Annotated in this window: 14 protein-coding genes and 1 pseudogene; 11 read left to right on the top strand and 4 right to left on the bottom strand. The window is 33.1% G+C overall.

The window, feature by feature from the left end; translation table 11 throughout:
- The first annotated feature begins 1 nt into the window (after nucleotide 1).
- Entirely contained in the window at nucleotides 2–370 is a 369-nt protein-coding gene (locus tag NK213_RS08195) for a peptidoglycan-binding protein (protein WP_253348426.1), read from the top strand.
- 65 nt (nucleotides 371–435) lie between these two features.
- Here the strand turns inward: NK213_RS08195 and msrB are convergent.
- From msrB to NK213_RS08180, 3 genes and pseudogenes are all read right to left on the bottom strand, one after another.
- Nucleotides 436–846: pseudogene (gene msrB, locus NK213_RS08190) on the bottom strand (peptide-methionine (R)-S-oxide reductase MsrB); the annotation flags it as partial.
- Between the two features lie 38 nt (nucleotides 847–884).
- A complete protein-coding gene (locus NK213_RS08185) occupies nucleotides 885–1,547 on the bottom strand; it encodes a Crp/Fnr family transcriptional regulator (RefSeq protein WP_253348424.1) in 663 nt (220 codons plus the stop codon).
- Nucleotides 1,548–1,667: 120 nt separating this feature from the next.
- The gene (locus tag NK213_RS08180; protein WP_253348423.1) at nucleotides 1,668–2,093 is read right to left on the bottom strand and encodes a hypothetical protein; all 426 of its coding nucleotides are present in this window, start codon (nucleotides 2,091–2,093) and stop codon (nucleotides 1,668–1,670) included.
- A 152-nt stretch (nucleotides 2,094–2,245) separates the two neighbouring features.
- Between NK213_RS08180 and NK213_RS08175 the strand changes: the two genes are divergently transcribed.
- Together NK213_RS08175 and hcp are read left to right on the top strand one after the other, a co-directional pair.
- Complete coding sequence (locus NK213_RS08175; RefSeq protein ID WP_253348422.1) at nucleotides 2,246–2,701, top strand: 4Fe-4S ferredoxin; 456 nt, start codon at nucleotides 2,246–2,248, stop codon at nucleotides 2,699–2,701.
- Nucleotides 2,702–2,778: 77 nt separating this feature from the next.
- Nucleotides 2,779–4,434, top strand: coding sequence for a hydroxylamine reductase (hcp, locus tag NK213_RS08170; protein WP_253348421.1), 1,656 nt, complete (start codon nucleotides 2,779–2,781; stop codon nucleotides 4,432–4,434).
- Between the two features lie 159 nt (nucleotides 4,435–4,593).
- Here the strand turns inward: hcp and NK213_RS08165 are convergent, their stop codons facing one another.
- Entirely contained in the window at nucleotides 4,594–5,325 is a 732-nt protein-coding gene (locus NK213_RS08165; RefSeq protein WP_253348420.1) for an MBL fold metallo-hydrolase, read from the bottom strand.
- 241 nt (nucleotides 5,326–5,566) lie between these two features.
- Here NK213_RS08165 and NK213_RS08160 point away from each other — a divergent pair, with 241 nt between their 5' ends.
- The 8 genes from NK213_RS08160 to NK213_RS08125 all read left to right on the top strand — a co-directional run bounded on the left by NK213_RS08160 (nucleotide 5,567) and on the right by NK213_RS08125 (nucleotide 15,086).
- Nucleotides 5,567–6,232, top strand: a complete 666-nt coding sequence (locus tag NK213_RS08160) for a hypothetical protein (protein WP_253348419.1) — start codon at nucleotides 5,567–5,569, stop codon at nucleotides 6,230–6,232.
- Nucleotides 6,233–6,248: 16 nt separating this feature from the next.
- A complete protein-coding gene (locus tag NK213_RS08155; protein WP_253348418.1) occupies nucleotides 6,249–6,920 on the top strand; it encodes a hypothetical protein in 672 nt (223 codons plus the stop codon).
- Nucleotides 6,921–6,930: 10 nt separating this feature from the next.
- Nucleotides 6,931–7,575: a hypothetical protein gene (locus NK213_RS08150; protein ID WP_253348417.1), complete on the top strand. Its 645-nt coding sequence runs from the start codon at nucleotides 6,931–6,933 to the stop codon at nucleotides 7,573–7,575.
- A gap of 144 nt (nucleotides 7,576–7,719) precedes the next feature.
- Nucleotides 7,720–8,424 (top strand): hypothetical protein, encoded by a 705-nt coding sequence (locus NK213_RS08145; RefSeq protein WP_253348416.1) that lies wholly within the window; start codon nucleotides 7,720–7,722, stop codon nucleotides 8,422–8,424.
- 210 nt (nucleotides 8,425–8,634) lie between these two features.
- The gene (locus NK213_RS08140) at nucleotides 8,635–9,471 is read left to right on the top strand and encodes a Cof-type HAD-IIB family hydrolase (protein ID WP_253348415.1); all 837 of its coding nucleotides are present in this window, start codon (nucleotides 8,635–8,637) and stop codon (nucleotides 9,469–9,471) included.
- A 23-nt stretch (nucleotides 9,472–9,494) separates the two neighbouring features.
- Nucleotides 9,495–10,325 carry a Cof-type HAD-IIB family hydrolase gene (locus NK213_RS08135; protein WP_253348414.1) on the top strand — a complete coding sequence of 277 codons (831 nt, stop codon included), beginning with the start codon at nucleotides 9,495–9,497 and terminating at the stop codon, nucleotides 10,323–10,325.
- A 14-nt stretch (nucleotides 10,326–10,339) separates the two neighbouring features.
- Nucleotides 10,340–11,008 carry a hypothetical protein gene (locus tag NK213_RS08130; protein ID WP_253348413.1) on the top strand — a complete coding sequence of 223 codons (669 nt, stop codon included), beginning with the start codon at nucleotides 10,340–10,342 and terminating at the stop codon, nucleotides 11,006–11,008.
- 538 nt (nucleotides 11,009–11,546) lie between these two features.
- Nucleotides 11,547–15,086, top strand: coding sequence for a hypothetical protein (locus tag NK213_RS08125; protein ID WP_253348412.1), 3,540 nt, complete (start codon nucleotides 11,547–11,549; stop codon nucleotides 15,084–15,086).
- Nucleotides 15,087–15,126: the final 40 nt, after the last annotated feature.

Below are 15,126 nucleotides of genomic sequence, written 5' to 3'. Positions count from 1 at the left end.
TATGAAAAAACTATTATTATTTTTAGTAACTGTAAGTATAGTTTCTTATTCGCATTCAGGAAGAACAGACGGCAGCGGAGGTCATAACTGTTCTGCAAAGTCAAGAGCCAAAGGTCTTTGCAGCGGATATCATTATCATAACGGCGGCTCTGGAGTTTCTAAGCCCAAAGTAACGGTACAATCACGGTCAACTACAGAAAATAAAATAAAAGAAATGCAGGAACTTCTGAAAGACAGCGGATATTACAAAGGAAGCATAGACGGTATTATGGGTTCGGGAACACAAAGTGCTGCAAAACGGTATCTAAATGATAAGAACTATAATAATGACAGGTTGAATTATTTATTAAAGGTAAACGGATTAATGTAGAAATAAAAAAGAGAACCGCTCTGTATAATTAATGCAGATAGTTCTCTTTTACATTTAAAAAAATTTTATTTGAATAATATTAAAAACTCACCATAACCTTCTTTTTCAAGGTCTTTCAAAGGAATGAACCTTAGTGAAGCTGAATTCATGCAGTATCTCAAGCCTGTAGGATCAGGGCCGTCAGGGAAGACGTGTCCCAGATGTGTTCCTGCACTTTTACTTTTGACTTCTGTACGCGGGAGTCTTAGCTTATAATCATCTGAAAATGAAAGAAGTCTTTCATCCAAAGGTTTACTGAAGCTTGGCCATCCTGTACCGGAATCAAATTTATCCTCTGAGGAAAATAAAGGTTCCCCTGAAACAATATCAACATATAGTCCGCGTTCTTTATTATCCCAGTATTCATTATCAAAAGGTGGTTCTGTGCCGCCTTCCTGAGAAACATTGTATTGAAGCGGGGTAAGTTTTGCCTTTAGTTCTTTTTTATCCATAATATCACTTCCAGTCTGGAAAATTAGATTTTATCAAATTCTTTGCGATTAACAGTATATTTGTTTTTTCCTATTCTTTGTAATATCCCTTTGCTGCATAAATTAGATATTTCACGTGACAGGGAAGGGCGTGTAACGCCGAATCTTCTTGAAATTTCTGAAATACTGGGTCTGAAATGAACAATATTGTCTTTGCTGTTTTGTTCGATATAATCAATGATTTTATCTTCTATACTTTTGTTAACAAAATTAAACCAGAGCCTTTTTGAAAGAAACTGACTTTTGTTAGAAATTTCATCAAGAAAGTTATTGAGAAATTTTTTATTTTCCTGCATACACTCTAAAAGCTTTTCTTTTTCAAGCGAAAGAATGTCACAGTCTGTTCTTGATACCACATCCACAGGAGTGGTATTGGAATCCCCGAAAATGAAAGCGGAAACAAAAAGTTCATGTGCTTTGATAATACCAACCTCTATAACATCCCCGTTATATTTTTGCATTTCTGTATAAAGCTCCCCTGAAAGATTAATAAGTGCATAATTTATCTCATCACCCCTAAAATAGATAGTTTCATCTTTTTTGTATTTTTTTATTTTATAATTTAGTTTAAGGATAATCTGCTTTATCTCCTCTTTGTCCATATCTTTAAATATGGAAATGTTTTTAAGGGTATCTAGAAGTTCCAAAAAGAATTCCTCCTTATTTAGTTATATTAATTTATTATATAATAATGTGATAAGAATGTAAATAAGAACGTGAATTCTATCTTCACAACAGTCTTTTTAGAGGGATCAGTTTATAAAATATTAATCAGTGAGACTTTTCAATCTTTCTAATTCTTCCTTGCTTGACTTTCTTACATTCGAGAATTTTCCTGAAAAACCACTGAATTCAGAATCATCGCAATCTTCACTTACTATATTTACTGTTGTTTTAGCAGGATAAAATTTTATTTTACATATTTTGTTCTCATCAAATATATGATAGCCGCTGTAAATATAATAATCATTTTCTTTTACAGCTTTTCCAAATTCTGTACGTATTTTTACCCCTGTGGGTGAAATAAAATTTCCGTGAAAATCCGTTGCTCCCCATTCAGTTTCCAAAATAAAGGCATAAGTATTTTTATCTGCTTTATTTAATACAAGGTCAGTATATCTGCCCTGTGTATATGTATCTGAAAAAGCAGAAAAGTAAGATAATGACAGAATAATAAACATAAATTTCTTCATATAAAAACTCCTTTAGTTAATAATTATATATGTTATAGCATTTATGAAAAAATTAATCTATATTTTTTTATAAACCGTAACATAGGTTACGAAAAAAAAGAAATATTTATTATACAATGACCGTGTAAGTAAAGAAAACTTTAGGAGGAAAAATGGCAGGATGTCCAGGTTCAAGAACAATGAGCTTAAATGAAAATACCGATGAAAATAAATCGGGAGATATAAATTCACAGCTAAAACAATGGCCGATACAGCTTCATCTGATTTCACCCGCAGCTCCTTATTATGAGGAAAGTGATTTATTACTAGCGGCAGACTGTACAGCCTTTGCAATGGGTGATTTTCACACAAATCATCTGAAAGGAAAGTCAGTGGCTATAGCCTGTCCCAAGCTTGATTCAGATCAGGATATATATGTGAAAAAAGTCAGACAGCTTATAGATCATGCAAAAGTAAAATCCATCACAGTATTGGTAATGGAAGTACCATGCTGTATGGGACTGGTGCAGACAGTGAGGGAAGCACTCAGTCAGAGTGAATTAAAGCCGCCGGTGAAAATTTTGGTTGTCGGTTTAAAGGGTAATATAAAAAATGAAATTATGTTATAATAACTTAGAGAATTTTTTTTATTTTTTTAAAGTTTTTATATATGGAAGTTAAAGAGAATTTTTAGGAGGTAAAGAGAATGAGTATGTTTTGTTTTCAATGTCAGGAGACATTTAAGAACCATGGATGTACAGTAAGAGGAGTATGTGGTAAAACTGATGATGTTGCTAACCTTCAGGATACATTAATATTTGCTTTGAAGGGAATGGCTAACTATTCATCACAATTGAGAAAGGTAAAAAAGGTTTCAGATGAAATTAACGGATTTCTGTTCAAAGCTCTTTTTTCCACTATTACAAATGCTAACTTTGATGCGGATGACATGGTGGAAGACATTAAAAAAGCCGTGGAATACAGAAAAAGTATAAAAGCGGAACTGGAAAAAGAAGGTGTGGCTCTTGATCCGAAATTCGAAGGGAAACCATTGACAACATGGGAATTCACTACAAAAGAAGGAGCTGAACAGCTGGCTCCCGCAGTAGGAGTGTTAAGAACAGAGAATGAAGATGTAAGATCATTAAGAGAGATAATTTTGTACGGATTAAAAGGAACGGCCGCATATGGTTTCCATGCTTTTAATCTTGGAAAAGAAAGTGAAGATCTTTATGCTTTCTATGAAAAAGCACTTCTTGCTACAGAAGATGAGAGCTTGACTGCTGAAGAACTTACGAATCTTGTGTTTGATACCGGGAAACACGGTGTAGATGTAATGGCTTTATTAGATGAGGCAAATACAAGTACATTTGGAAACCCTGAAATAACAGAAGTAAACATAGGTGTAGGAAAGAATCCGGGAATTTTGATTTCTGGTCATGATCTGAAAGACATGAAAGAGCTGCTTGAGCAGACAGAAGGAACAGGAGTAGATGTATATACACATTCGGAAATGCTTCCGGCACACTATTATCCTGAATTCAAAAAGTATAAACATCTGGCAGGAAATTATGGAAATGCCTGGTATCATCAGGTAAAAGAGTTTGAAACATTTAACGGCCCTGTAATTTTTACTACAAACTGCCTTGTACCGCCAAGACCTAACTCTACATACAATGATAGAATATTCACACTAAATGCTACAGGTTATCCTGAATGGAAAAAACTGAAAGCTGATGAAAACGGAAAATTTGACTTTACAGAAGTAATAGAAATGGCTAAAAAATGCGAACCTCCAAAAGAAATAGAAACAGGAACAATCGTAGGAGGATTTGCACATGCACAGGTATTTGCACTTGCGGATAAAGTGGTAGATGCTGTAAAATCCGGTGCAATAAAGAAATTCATAGTAATGAGCGGATGCGATGCAAGAATGAATGACAGAGAATATTATACAAAGTTTGCAGAGGCTCTTCCTAAAGATACAGTAATTCTTACATCAGGGTGTGCAAAATACAGATACAATAAATTAAATCTCGGAGATATAGGCGGAATACCGAGAGTACTTGATGCAGGACAGTGTAATGACTCATATTCATGGGCAGTTGTAGCATTGAAATTAAAAGAAATATTTAATGCAAATGATATAAATGATCTTCCTATAGAATTTAACGTGGCATGGTATGAGCAGAAAGCAGTAATAGTATTACTTGCATTATTGTATCTTGGAATTAAAAATATACATGTCGGGCCTACATTACCGGCGTTTATATCACCAAATGTAGCTAAGCTTCTGAATGAACAGTTAGGGCTTACAGGAATAACAGATGTAGAAACAGATTTAAGAGAGTTTTTTGCTTGAATATTTATATAAATAAAGAGTGCTGTATCAAAACGCAGAGTTTTGGTACAGCACCTTTGATATTTATGGATTAGTTTATATTATGATTATTAACAGTTCACCGTATAAAAGGATTATATCAGGTAAAATAATTATCTGCTGCAATCCTTTTATCTACTTTTATGTAGATGCATTCAGTATTTCTTTTTTAATATCAAAAGAACTGCCCTCTTTTGTTCCGCCGTGGTAGCAAAGCACTTTGCTTATGGGGCATTGTGCCAGCTTTTTTGCTGAGTTTTTTGCAGTTTCAAGATTTTCTGCAAACTGCGGAAAAGGAAGTTCAAGCTTATTGTTTTCTATTACAAGCGCATCGCCTGCAATAAGAGTTTTTTCTTCATGAAAATAAAAAGAAACATGACCTTTTGTATGTCCGGGAGTAGCAATAACTTTTATATTGCCGTCTAAAAGCAGCATATCATCATATAGAAGAAAATCTACCTTGTCAGGTTCAACAGATTTTAAATATTTTTGAAATATCAATCCTTCATTTTGCTCTTCTTCTGAAAGATGTGTCTGAAGCTCCACAGCCTGTTTCATTCTCAGGGGAATTTCCCTTCCTTCTATATACGGAACTTCACCGGCACCGGCATAAACCTTTATATGCGGATACTTTTCCCTGATAGCATGAAGCGAACCTATATGATCGTGATCATGGTGAGTAATCCAGATACGCGTGAGATTTGAAAATGACTCTCCATTGTTTTGGAAAGCTTTTTCTAATTTTGAAATCATATTTGGATATCCTGTATCAATAAGTATAAGTTCGTTTTTATATTTTATCAGAGTAGGATAAATAAAGTTTTTTTTCCCTGAAGATATAAAATCAATTTTTAGTTCTTTTATGACAGACATATTTTTCACCTCACTTAATTTTTAATAATTAAATAAATAAATAAAGTAACTATTAAAATTATAAGTTATTTGCGGGAAAAAATCAATTTTATATGCAGATAATTCTTATATGTATATCAGCAATTTAGTATAATCGGTAATTGAGGAAATAATAAATATTTTTTGAACAGCTACTGTCTTTATTTAATTTCATTTCTATGGTATAATTTCATGTATATTTGGTAAGTTTTAAGGAGGTCGCATGAGGAAGGGAATCTTAATAATATTGTTGGTTTTAATGGTTTTATCCTGCGGAACTTCAAAGAAAGTAACACTTCCAGATAAAGATGTAAAAATAGAAAATGAAACTGTACTTTATAAAAATGAAAAATACACAGGGAAAATAAATCTAAAAGATAAGAACGGTGTTTCAGGATTTGTTTCATTTAAAGACGGTTATCTTGACGGGCCTACAGAGCTGAAAAATGATAAAAAGCAGATGTATACAAAGTTTAATATAGTTGATAATAAATTCGAAGGAGAAACCGTTATAAAAAATGCAGATCAGGGCGTAAACATGACTGTAAATTACAATAACGGAAAGATAGTGAGACTTTTGGGAGATTATTCCAAAAGTATAAAGTATGACATTACGTTTGTGGATGGTCTGGCGAACGGATGGTTTGAGTCAGAGGGAGAAAAATTTGAGTTCTCTGACGGTGTGCTGACTCTTGAAGAAGATGGTCTTACCACAGAAGTAAAATATTATGTTAATCAGGAAACCGGAGATATGGGAATGGAATTCTTTATTAACGGAAAATCTGTGGGGAGAGACGAGAAACCCAATAAAGTTTTTGGAATGGAATATTTTAGAATAATTGCAATATCAAGTATTTTAGAGGAAAACAGCAAAGGAAAGGATAAATAAAACTTAGGAGATAGGAATGAGAAGATTTTTTTTATTTATTTTACCGGTTTTACTGGTAATTACAGCATGTAAGGCACCGGAAGAAATAATTCTGCCGGAAAAACACTTAAGTGTTCAGGACAGAATAATTGTCTACAGAAAAGAACCTTATACAGGTAAGCTTGTTCTTCCGAAAAGCCAAAAAGGTAATGAAGGCTATATGTATGTAAAAGACGGACATCTGGATGGAAATGCAGAGATAAGAAATGTAAAAGACGGATTCCTGTTAAAATATAATATAAGCGGAGGAAAATTTCAGGGAGAACTGTTGTATAAAAGCGGAGACGGAGAGCTTGTTCTGAATGTTGACAACGGGACGATACTTTCTATGCAGATGAAGAATGACAAGGAAAAGACAGATTATGACTTTACATTCACAAACGGACTGGCAAACGGGACATTTAAATATGAAAATAAAAAAATCATGACTATAATTGCATTTAAAGATGGTATGGCAAAGATAGAAAATGACAGCAATATGGATATAGAGGCAAAATTTTCAATAGATCAGAATACCTGGATGATAACAATGGAGAGCTTTGTTGACGGAAAATCTTATTCCAAAACAGAAAAATTTCTGGGAATAAATCTGGAAACAATAGAAGATATTGTATTTAGTTCCATTGAGGATCATAAAGCTCAAAAGTAGAGGAGGACAAATGAAAAGGATATTATTTGTGATAATATGTATGCTTGGAATCTTATCGTGCGGGGTGCCGAAAGAGCTCACTGTTCCGGACAAGCACCTTAGTTATAAGGATGGTATAGTTTTATATAAGGAAAAACCTTATACCGGAAAAGTAAAATTAAAGAAAATTGCTGATAAAGAACAGTTTGAAGAAGGGTTTATCGATCTGAAAGACGGGCGTTTGTACGGAATTACTGATTTCAAGAACGATGCCGCGAAAACTCATTTCAAATTTAATGTAAAAGACGGGAAATTTGACGGGGAATATATCCTGAAACATCCTTTAATAGGAGAATTTTCGATGAATTTTGAAAACGGGGAATTAAAAGAACTGAAAGGGAAATTTCCTAATGATATAAGTCAGGATCTGATATTTGATAAAGATGGAAATGTGAACGGTCTTATAGAGCAGGCCGGAGAGCAGCTTGATTTTCAAGGTGGTGTTGCTGTTAAGGATACTTTAAAGGTAAAAATGTTTCTTGATCCTGAAACAAAACAAAAACTTATTACGGAAGTATATGAAGGTGATAAATTAATGGCAAGAGAAGAAAATATACTTTTGTTTACAGTAAAAGATTTTGAGGAAGAATTACTGCCTGTGGCAGGATTAAAATAAAACAGAAACTATAATACCGGGATTGTATTTCCGGTATTTTTATTTTCCTGTTGTTTATTAAATTGATTTTATATGTGTGATATGTTATATTTTAATTATATTGTTTTTTGATAAATATAATACAAATAAAGAAAGGGAGTTTTTATGAAAAGATATTTATTAATGCTGGTGCTTATTTTAGGGCTTGCAGTTTCATGTATGCCAAAGGAAGTAACTATTCCAAATAAAAATCTGAAATATGAAAAAGGAGAAATTACTTATAAGGGTAAGGCTTATAAAGGAATAGTCACTTATAAAGGGCAGCCTTACACAGGGAAAATAAAAACTAATTTGAAAGAAAAGGTCGGTACAGGATGGGAAGGCTTTCTTACTTTGAAAGATGGACATTTGGACGGAGTAACGGAAATAAAAAACGTATCAGGTGAATATGCTAAATTTACTGTTGTGGATAAAAACTTTGACGGGGATTACATTGCTCAAATGGATAAAATGGGAGAAGTGCATATAGTTTTCAAAGCAGGACGCCCTGAGTCAACAAAGATTGATCTGAAATTTATGGGAGTAGAAATAAAACAGAATTTTACAATAGATGCAGATGGTAAAGTAAACGGAGACATGACAGCCAATGGTAAATCGTTTGTTTTTAAAGACGGATCAGCTGATTTTGATAATATGGTAATGAAATTATATTTAAATGAGGAAAATAAAATAGTAACAGAGATTTATCAAGGGGATAAACTGATTCAGAAAGATGTTCCGAAAGCGGCAGCTACACCGGAATTATATGAAAATCTTGTATTTCCGGCTATAATAAACGGGGAAAAAATGGATATGAGCCTTGTGTTTTAGTTTATTAATAACGTAATTAAAAAAAATTATATAAAAATTTTGACTTGTCTTTATAATAAGCAGGTCAAATTTTTATTTACCGGAAATAAATATGAATATTAATAAAATAATAAAAAAGGCAGATTTAAATACTGTTTTAAAATTTTCGCGAATATAATTTTCTTCTGCTATATGGTATAATGAAATAAAAAAATAAAGGGGAAACAGAAAATGATAAAATTATTTATATCTGATTTAGACGGAACATTGATTCATGAACCCAAAACCGGAATTGAACCTAACGAAAGAAATGTAAAGGCAATAAGACTCCTACATGAGAACGATATTGAATTTGCAGTGGCAACAGGAAGATTTGATTATCATATTCTGGAAATAGAGGGCTATATAGATTCCCGAAATTACAGAATAGGTTTGAACGGAGGAACGATATACACAAAGGATAATATTCTCATAAGGGAAAATACTTTTACATATGATGTGATTGACAGACTAAGAAATGATATTGAGAAGAATTATATAAAAGAGCTTAATTATATGGTTTTACAGACTGTAGGAGCAAAAAGATATATCAAGTATCCTAATTTTTTGAAGAAAATGGCAAATTTCTATAAGTATCAGCGACAGTTTAATGCAATACACTATTCAGGGGATATAGTAAAAGAACTAGCGGAAAGAAAGGAAAAAATCATAAAACTTCTTGTAAGTACAGATCCGGCAAATAAATATACTCTTCAGGAAATATTGAGAGAAAGACATTCTGATGCGGAAATTACCATTTCTGGGCCGAAGAGTATAGAGATAGGGCCAAAGGGAAATACTAAGGGAAATGCCATAAAAATGGTAATGGAGAAAGAGAATCTCACGGAAAACGAAGTGGCTTTTATAGGTGATTCATATAATGATGTTTCCGGTTTTGAGGTATGTAAATACAGTTTTGCTATGTCTCATGCAGATGACTTTATAAAAAGTAAAGCGGCGTTCGTGGTGGACAGTGTGGCAGATGCAGTAGAAAAAGTATTAAGAGTAAACGGTGAAAAAGAGCTTTAAAATAAATTTATAGGAGACTTTAAATGATAAAAATATTTATCTCTGATCTGGACGGGACGTTAATACATAAAGCAAGAAATCATGTGAAGCCAAATCAGGCAAATGAAAAAGCTTTGAAAAAATTAGAGAACAATAATGTTAAGCTGGCGATAGCAACAGGACGTCTGGAAAAATCCATATATGAAGTGGAAAAAAATCTAAAAATCCCTTTGTATAAAATAAGTGTAAACGGCGCAGTTATATCAAATACGAACAATGAAATAATACATGAAAGTTTTTTGGAAAAGAGTATAGCACAAAGAATAATAAAAAAACTGGAGAAAAAATATATAAAGGATATTTATTTTTATGTACTGGTGACAGATAAAGCGAGTAATTATTTCAGACCTGCGGTTTTTGTGAGCAGAGTTATAAATTTACTATATAGAAAAAGATTTAATACAAAGTATCTGACTAAGATGCATTTGAGACTTTTATTGTCAGATGCAGAAAAAGTTCTGAAAATAAATATCGGAACTGGGAAAGACAAGAAATATAAGATACTGGAAGAGATGCAGAAAGAATTTTACGGAAGTGAGATTTTTATAACAGGGAGCAGAAGTGTGGAAATAGGACCGAAAAATAATTCCAAAGGTACTGCTGTACTGAAACTTCTTGAATATTTGGATATAAGTCCTGATGAAGCGGCGTATATTGGCGATTCATATAATGATCTGCCCGGTTTTGAAGTATGCAGGTATAGTTTTGCCATGGCTCATTCAGAGGAAAGCATAAGAGAGAAGGCAGCTTTTGTGGTGAGAAGTGTGGCGGAAGCAGCAGATAAAATAATGGAAATTAATGGAAAAAATAAATAAACAGGAGTGGGAGAATGAAAAAGTTATTGTTGTTTTTGATTTTAGTTTTTGGAGGGATTTTGTACTCTTCTGTAAATGAAGTGAATATAAATAATAAAGGACTGGAAGTGAAAAACGGACTTATTACATTTAACAGTGAGAATTATACAGGGATAGTAAGGGCTGATCTGGCCGGCGGGAGCGGATATTTTACGCTTAAAAACGGGTATCTTTCGGGGCAGACAGATTTGAAATTAAAGGATCTGATTTTTAAGTTTAATGTACCTGACGGGTATTTCGACGGGGAAACTGTCATACAAACAGCTTTAAATGACAGATTAGAGATGTTTTTTGAAAGGCATGAGCTGAAAAGATATAAAATTAATTCACAGGCATTTACTTTAAATATAAATTTTGGCAGTGACGGTAGGGCAAACGGAGTGGTTTCGTTTAAAAGTGATCAATTCAGAGATAGTTATTTTAGTAAATTCGGTGTGAAGAGTGACGTAAGTAAACTGGTATATAAGAATGGTTCGGCTGATTTGAAGGATGGAAAATCTTTAAAGCTTTATGTTGATAAGAAGAGTAAGAAAATGGTCGAGGAGCTGTTTGAGGGGAATGTATCAACTGCGAAATTTGAGGAGGATATTTCGAAAGCTGATTTGAGAGGGTATCAGGAGTTTTTGATTAAGGTGTTGAATTGAGTGGTGTTTTTTGGTAAATAAATATTTCGGGAATTTTTGTAGTTTTTATTTGATAATTATAAAGTTGTTTAATAATGTGTTGCGGGAGATTTTTGGATATGTTATAATAATGAAACGATTTAATTTAGATGGAAAGTTTAATATTTAATATAAGTAATGAGAAGCGGAACAATAATTAATTTCAGGAATCATTAGTAAGTATAAAAGTAGAGTAGTATTTTTATAGTAATTAGATATTTTAATTTTCCTTTTTTATTTGAAAAAATAAATGGGAGGAAAAATGGGTAATGGAGTTAAATGGAAAAATAAAAGGAACAAACCATTGTACTAAATATTTTAAAGAAGATATCTTGTGATATCTCATTTTTGGTTATGGGAAAAGTGAACTGGATCATGGCAAAGTATCAGTTGATAATAAAATGATCTTTAAATTAATAGATTTGTTGCATAAGTTAGCTAATTAATATATTTAATAAGAATCACAAAATTTTAGGAAGGAAAAAAGGGAGTATGAAAAAAGTAAAACAGGAGGGAATAAGTGAAGAAAGGTAAATGGGAAAGGTTCGTAAACAGGAACATAGCAATAGGTCTTTTATTGGGAATGCTGAATAGCTTTATGTTCGCAGATATAAAGTTAGATAGAAATGCAAATCAAAATACAAGTATAGACAGAGCTCAAAATGGACAGGCTGCAATAATAAATATAAATACACCGAATAATAAAGGTATAAGCGTAAATGATTTTGAGAACTTCCAAACTAAAGAAGGAGTAGTATTTAATAACTTTGGTGAAGGTGTAGGAAGAAGTTATCTAGCAGGAATGATGGCAGCTAATCCTAATCTTAGTAGAGAACAGGCAGCAAGGCTGATACTGAACAGGGTAGAAATAGAAGCATTTCTTGAGGTGATGTCAAGTAATAAGACAGACATGGTTTTCTTATCAACGAATGGATTCTATTTGAACAATACAGGATTTATAAATTTTGATAAAGTGATGTTCACTACATCAAGAGTGGATGTAGACGGAAATGGGAATCTTCTTCCTTTTAATATTAGGGGTGGAGATATAACAGTAGGGCGTGACGGAATAAATGCAGAGGGTGTGAGATATCTTGCATTACTATCAAAGAATATAAATATAGATGGTCAGATACATGCTAAAGATGCAGAGGTAGACTTGATAGCCGGGAATTTTGACTATAATCCTGATACAAAGGAGTATACAAAGCAAGGAACAAATAATAACGAACTTTTGATATCATCATCAGCCTTTGGAAGTGTATACGGGAATCAGATAAAGATAGTAGCAGTAAATGGTAATGTTGGAGTTAACGGAGATGTTATTTCTGAGCGTGTATTGAGAATAAATGCAGATGGAACGATAGTTACTAATAGAATGCAGGCTAAGGAAAGTATAGATATAAAAGCTAAGGAATTTACACAGGAGTCTTCGACTTATTCAGAAGGTAAAGTGAAGATAGAAGCTGATAAAACTTCACTGAAAGGATCAGGGACTCAGGCTGGTGAACTGGAAGTAACTGGGGATCTTGAAAGTAATGTAACAGTGTATTCAAAAGGAAATATTACTGTAGGCGGAGATACTAAGAGTAATGGACAGCTTTTATCAGAAGGATCACTCGAAGTAAAAGGTAATCTTGAAGCTTCTGATCTGGTTTATGGAAAAGATGAAATAAAAGTAGGTAAGAGTCTAACAAATAAGTCAGATATGCAGAGTGAAGGAAATGTAACTGTAGGTGGAGATGTTGCTAATACAGGGAAAGTTTTTTCTGATAAGAATCTGAATATAAAAGGAAATACGACAAATCAAGGAACTTTATACGGAAAAGATAGTATAAAGATAGAAAAGAATCTCAATAACTCTGGTAATATTCAGACAGCAGGAGATTTGTCGGCAAAAGATACTAATAATACAGGAAATATCGTAGCTGAGGGAAAGATAGAAACAGAAAATCTTGATAATAATGGCGAAATATTAACTAACGAAAAGCTTACTACAAAAAATATAGATAACAAAACAACTGGGAAGATAAATACAGGAGCTGGAATAAGTGCAGCAGGAAATGTAGTAAATCGAGGTACAGCAAATACAAATGGAGATTTTACAGTAAACGAGAATTTTGAAAACCATAATATCGTGAATGCAGGTGGTACATTAACTGCAAAAGATATAACAAATACTGGTACTTTAAAAGTCTCAGATAAAATAGTATCAAGAGGAACAACATTTACAAATAGCGGAGAAATATTAACAGAAAATCTGGATGTAGATGTATCTGGAAATATCATTAGCAGTAACCAGATAATAGTGTTGGATAATGCAAAATTAAAAGGAAATAATATAACGAACCAAAACTATATAAGTGCTACAAATATGGAGCTAATAACTTTAAGTTTGACTAATTCTGGGACACTTGCAGCTGACGGAGTGCTTAAAGCTAATAATGCCTTCATTAACAATGTTGGAGGATATATAGGGTCGAATCAAAAAGTAGAACTTAATAATACAAACCTAACAAACAGCGGAACAATAGAATCAGCATCAGTAGATATGGGAAATCTATCAGGTTATGGAAATACAGGCTTGATAAGAGGAAACAGTGTAGTGCTAACATCTGGAGGAAACCTGACACTGAATGGAACATTACATGGCGAGGACTATCTTCAGGTGAATGGTCTTGATATACTTAATTCAGGAGAGACAACAGGAGCAGGGTATATAGAGATAAAAGGAAGAGACATCATTAATAATACAGAACTGGCTTCTGAAATAATAGTTTTAGAAGGAACAGGAACTGTAGTAAATAATAGTATGATAACAGGAGAAAATGGAAGAATAAGTGCTTATAACATAGTAAATAATGAGTTAATAGCCTTTTCAGAACAGCTTGGACTGATAGCGACAGATAAGATAACTAATAATGTAGGTATGGCAATATATGGTGGAGAGTTATTAGATATAAAATTTAATACGCTTGAAAATTTGAGTGGAGAACTTCTATCAACAGGACTTATCAATCTAAAGGGAAACTATCTTCTGAATCAGACAGGAATGATACAGAGTTCCGGAGATATCTCTATGGAAGTAACCAAAATAGATAATATAGGAAAAGTAACCGGGTTAACAGATTATGAGATATACTATAAGACTTGGGACGGACAAATCTACACAGAAGCTGAGTTCAACAGTAAATGGGCATTTGGAAGAGAAGAAAATGCAGGATCAAATGCAGGAAGAGTAAATCATTTCAATTCAATACTAAGTATGGCAAATGCACAAGGAGGATTTAATTCTTTACTTGATTACTATTACGGATCAGAAATACATTCAAGATTTGTAACAGATGGAGAATTTGGAGTAGCAGCATCAGATACACTTATGTATCCGGGAGAATCAATAAAAGGGATACTAAAAAGCAATGCTCAAACAACTTATGCCAATATCTCGGCAGGAAATAACATTCAAATAACAGGAAATGAATTAAATAATAAGGATGGAAAAATATCAGCAGGAAATACAGCAGAACTCACAGTGGGGACAATAACAAATACAACAACACTTGGGACAGGAATCCAGCTTAAAGACGGATATGAAGAAGTAGAGTGGCATGGAATAAACAGTACAACAAGACCGGTAAGATACAGAAGATTAGTAAAAAATGGAGATTTATCTTATGTAACAGGGCAAGCAAGTGTAATAGAAGCGAGAAATCTCATAATAACTACAGGCAACCTGATATTAACGGCAGAAATAGACAGAGATTCACAAATAATCACAGGGAGTACAACAAGCGGTGGATTGGTGGCAGGAAAAACTGTGAATACAGGAGTAAGTAACGGTTCGGGAATAATAAATATAGTAAAGAATATGGATCCGATACTTGATATAAAAGCAACAGGAGTATTACCGATAAATCCTTTGGCAGCACAAAGCAGTCTTTTTAATATGTCAAACGATCCAACATCAAAATATCTTCTTGAAACAAGAAGTAAATATATAAACTTAGGTAATTTTTATGGAAGTGGTGTTAGTATGAAAAAGTGGACACAAAAATCTTGATTGTGTAAACTAATTGAGAGAAGGCAGGTGTCCGAAATGA

The sequence above is a fragment of the Sebaldella sp. S0638 genome (genome assembly GCF_024158605.1).
GTDB lineage: Bacteria > Fusobacteriota > Fusobacteriia > Fusobacteriales > Leptotrichiaceae > Sebaldella.
This window is presented reverse-complemented; position numbering and strand designations above follow the sequence as displayed.

Coding starts and splice junctions, on each gene's coding strand:
- NK213_RS08130 (WP_253348413.1), top strand. CDS start 10,340: ATGAAAAAGTTATTGTTGTTTTTGATTTTAGTTTTTGGAGGGATTTTG.
- NK213_RS08160 (WP_253348419.1), top strand. CDS start 5,567: ATGAGGAAGGGAATCTTAATAATATTGTTGGTTTTAATGGTTTTATCC.
- hcp (WP_253348421.1), top strand. CDS start 2,779: ATGAGTATGTTTTGTTTTCAATGTCAGGAGACATTTAAGAACCATGGA.
- NK213_RS08175 (WP_253348422.1), top strand. CDS start 2,246: ATGGCAGGATGTCCAGGTTCAAGAACAATGAGCTTAAATGAAAATACC.
- NK213_RS08135 (WP_253348414.1), top strand. CDS start 9,495: ATGATAAAAATATTTATCTCTGATCTGGACGGGACGTTAATACATAAA.
- NK213_RS08165 (WP_253348420.1), bottom strand. CDS start 5,325: ATGTCTGTCATAAAAGAACTAAAAATTGATTTTATATCTTCAGGGAAA.
- NK213_RS08150 (WP_253348417.1), top strand. CDS start 6,931: ATGAAAAGGATATTATTTGTGATAATATGTATGCTTGGAATCTTATCG.
- NK213_RS08180 (WP_253348423.1), bottom strand. CDS start 2,093: ATGAAGAAATTTATGTTTATTATTCTGTCATTATCTTACTTTTCTGCT.
- NK213_RS08145 (WP_253348416.1), top strand. CDS start 7,720: ATGAAAAGATATTTATTAATGCTGGTGCTTATTTTAGGGCTTGCAGTT.
- NK213_RS08155 (WP_253348418.1), top strand. CDS start 6,249: ATGAGAAGATTTTTTTTATTTATTTTACCGGTTTTACTGGTAATTACA.
- NK213_RS08195 (WP_253348426.1), top strand. CDS start 2: ATGAAAAAACTATTATTATTTTTAGTAACTGTAAGTATAGTTTCTTAT.
- NK213_RS08140 (WP_253348415.1), top strand. CDS start 8,635: ATGATAAAATTATTTATATCTGATTTAGACGGAACATTGATTCATGAA.